The sequence below is a fragment of the Longimicrobium sp. genome (genome assembly GCF_036280135.1).
GTDB lineage: Bacteria > Gemmatimonadota > Gemmatimonadetes > Longimicrobiales > Longimicrobiaceae > Longimicrobium.
Genome location: NZ_DASURI010000871.1, coordinates 1 through 3157, shown reverse-complemented (window position 1 = coordinate 3157; position 3157 = coordinate 1). Strand labels below are relative to the sequence as shown.

Below are 3157 nucleotides of genomic sequence, written 5' to 3'. Positions count from 1 at the left end.
GGCTTTGCCTACGACTCCAGCTGGATCCGCTTCGACGCGCACCCCCTCTACGGCTCCATGGACCTGGCGGACTGGGCCGCGCCCGCCCCCGGCGTATGGCGGGACCCGCGGACGGGGCTCGTGGAATTGGAAGTGACGACGCGGCGCCTGCGCGGGCGGACGGTGCCCGTGGCGGGCGGCGCGTACTTCCGCTTCTTCCCCTGGCCCGCCACGGAGGCCCTGCTGCGCCCGCGGCTGCGGGAGGGCGGCGCCTACACGTTCTACATCCACCCGTTCGAGACCTCCGCCGTGCCCTCCGTGGACTACCCGGCGGGGACGGGCGCGTCCACGAAGCTCCGCTTTCAGCTGGGGCGGACGCGGACGCTGGGACGGCTGCGCAGGCTCATGGGCCTGCTGCGGGACGAGGGCTACGCGTTCACCACCTGCGGCGCGGCGGCCCATGCGTACGGGGGAGGCGGCGTCCGTGCCCCGTAAGGCGCTGGTGACGGGCGCCGGCGGCTTCGTGGGGCGCCGGCTCGTGGCCGCCTTCCGCGAGGCCGGCTGGGAGGTGGTGGCGGCCGGGCGCGCGGCGGACGGGGGGCCCGCGCTGGACGTGACGGACGCGGCCGCCGTCCGCCGGCTGGTGGACGAGGCGCGGCCAGACGCCGTCGTGAACCTGGCCGCCATCGCCCACCGCAAGCGCGAGCGGATCACGGCGGACGACTACGACGCCGTGAACCACCGCGGCGTGCGCCACCTGCTGGACGCGGCGCGCGCGGCGGGCGTCGCGCGCTTCGTGCAGTTCAGCTCCGCCTCCGTCTACGGCGAGGAGGGGCGCACGGCCCCCGTGCGCGAGGACGACCCCCGCCGCCCCGTGGGCCCCTACGCGCTCAGCAAGGCCCGCGCGGAGGACGCGTGCCTGGCGGTGGAGGGGATGGAGGTGGCCGTGCTGCGCTTTCCCGCCCTCTACGCACCCGGCTGGGTGCTGGACGTCCGCAAGCGCGCCTACCTCCCCGGCACGCGGGTGCTGCTGGAGATCACGGGGGCGGACGCGCCCCGACACAGCCTGTGCGCCCTGGAGCACGCCGTGCGCTTCGCGCGGTTGGCGGCGGACGGCACGGCGGCCCCCGGCGTGTACAACGTGGCCGACGCCGCGCCGTACGCGCAGGGCGAGGTCGCGGACGTCGTCGGCGCCCTCGACGGCGTCCGGCGGCGCGTGCGGGTCCCCGGCGGCGCGGCCGCCCTCCCGCTCCTCGCGGCGCGCCTGGTGCCCGGCGGGGTGGGGCGGCAGGTGCGCTCCCACGCGTGGAAGCTGCTGCGGGGACAGGTGCTGGACACGGCGCGGGCGGCCGCCGCGGGCTTCACCCCCACCGGCCGATTGCGCGACCTGCTGGCGAGCTGAACCGCCGCGAGCAACGCACGCCCGGGGGCCCGCTGTCCGAAACGCGGGCCCCCGGACGTTGTGGTCCGGGGCGCATCTTCTCGCCTGGGACGGTAGCAGCGTCCGCGCGGACGGACGGAGGGCGCGCCCGGTGGCAGGATCTGTGCAGCGTACGGGAGTGATACCCGGGGCGGAGGGGTGGCCGCGGAGGATGCAGGCCGGCCGATTGTGCCCGTTTTCGCGTGGATGCGGCCCGTTCAGGGCGGGTGCCGCGGGGTGCGGGCATGTGGCTTTCGTGGGACGCCTGTACGAAAAAAGTCCCATACAGGGCGATCCAGGGGGTGCGCGGTGGCGCGCCCGGCGTTACTTTTGGCGGCCCGTGTCGTCAGGGGTTCCGGTGCCGTCGCGTGGCCGGCACGCCCCGCCCTCATTTCTACGGGAACGTAACTGAGATCCGGATGCTGAGTCTTCTGGCGGTCTTTGCCGCGGCCGGGGTGTCGAGCTGGGTGCTCACCGGGCTGGTGCGGCGGAGGATGGTGGCGCGTGGGCGGCTGGACGTTCCCAACGAGCGCAGCTCGCACGTGGTGCCCACGCCGCGGGGCGGCGGCCTGGCCATCGCCGCGGTGGTGCTGGTGGGGCTCACGGGCGGCGCCGCGCTGGGCTGGCTGCCCGTGAACGTGGCCGTGGCGCTGGTGGGCGGCGGCATCCTGGTGGGCACCATCGGCTGGCTGGACGACTGCTACAGCCTGCGGGCCCTGCCGCGCCTGCTGGTGCACGTGGCGGCGGCCCTGTGGACGCTGGCGTGGCTGGGCGGCTTTCCCCGGCTGGACGTGGGCGCCGGGAGCGTGGCCCTGGGCGTGGCCGGCTGGGTGCTGGCGGCCCTGGGCATCGTCTGGACGGTGAACTTCTACAACTTCATGGACGGCATCGACGGCATCGCCGGGGGCGAGGCCGTCGTGGTGGGCGTGGGGGGCGGCCTGCTGCTGCTGGGGTCCGGCACGCCGGACCTGGCCGGCATCTCGTTCCTCATCGCCGCCGCGTCGTTCGGGTTCCTGCTGTGGAACTGGTCACCGGCGCGCGTGTTCATGGGCGACGTGGGCAGCGGCGTGCTGGGCTACCTGTTCTCGGCCCTGGCCGTGGCGTCGGAGAACCGCGGCGCCGTGCCCGTGCTGGTGTGGGTGCTGCTGCTGGGCGTGTTCGTGGTGGACGCCACCGTCACCCTCGTCCGCCGCGCGCGCGACGGCGAGGCCGTGTTCAACGCCCACCGCAAGCACGCGTACCAGCGGGCCGTGCAGGCCGGCTGGAGCCACGCCCGGGTGAGCGCCGTGGTCGTGGCGCTGGGGGTGGGGCTGGGCGGCCTGGGCTGGCTGGCCATGCGCCTTCCCGCGTTTCTCGTGGGCATCTCGCTGGGCGGGCTGGGCGGCCTGGTGCTGCTGCACGCCGGCGTGATCGCCTGGGCCACCGCGCCGCGCGAGGTGCCGGAGGAGCAGCCGGCCGCCCCGCGCCGCGTGCCCGACGCGGCCCGCGCGCCGTTCCGCGCCCCGTCCACGGCCCTCTCGCTCAAGCGCGGCCGCCGCGCCGACGGCGCCGTGTAGCCGCGCGCTGCCGCCGGACGGACCCGACGCGGAGGAGAGAGCATCTCTCTTCCGCGTCTTTCGTTTCGCCCCGTCCGTGATCCTCGGGCGCGTGGGCGAGGGACGTCCCGGACCTGTTGCGGTCCTCTGCCGCCCCTGCTCCCTCTGCGCGAGAAATGCCGTAGAAGCATGCCCCGGAAAAGACGCGGCAATCGTGGCGGGA

The 3157-nt window shown here is 75.5% G+C and carries 3 protein-coding genes; all 3 read left to right on the top strand.

Features of this window, described 5'->3' with window-relative positions; genetic code table 11:
- On the top strand, nt 1-474 hold a 474-nt coding region (locus tag VFZ20_RS28165), incomplete at its 5' end, for a DUF3473 domain-containing protein (protein WP_329687297.1).
- Entirely contained in the window at nt 440-1381 is a 942-nt protein-coding gene (locus VFZ20_RS28160; RefSeq protein WP_329687296.1) for an NAD(P)-dependent oxidoreductase, read from the top strand. The genes VFZ20_RS28165 and VFZ20_RS28160, both read left to right, overlap by 35 nt.
- Before the next feature lie 437 nt (nt 1382-1818).
- Nucleotides 1819-2955 carry a glycosyltransferase family 4 protein gene (locus VFZ20_RS28155; RefSeq protein ID WP_329687295.1) on the top strand — a complete coding sequence of 379 codons (1137 nt, stop codon included), beginning with the start codon at nt 1819-1821 and terminating at the stop codon, nt 2953-2955.
- Nucleotides 2956-3157 lie beyond the last annotated feature (202 nt).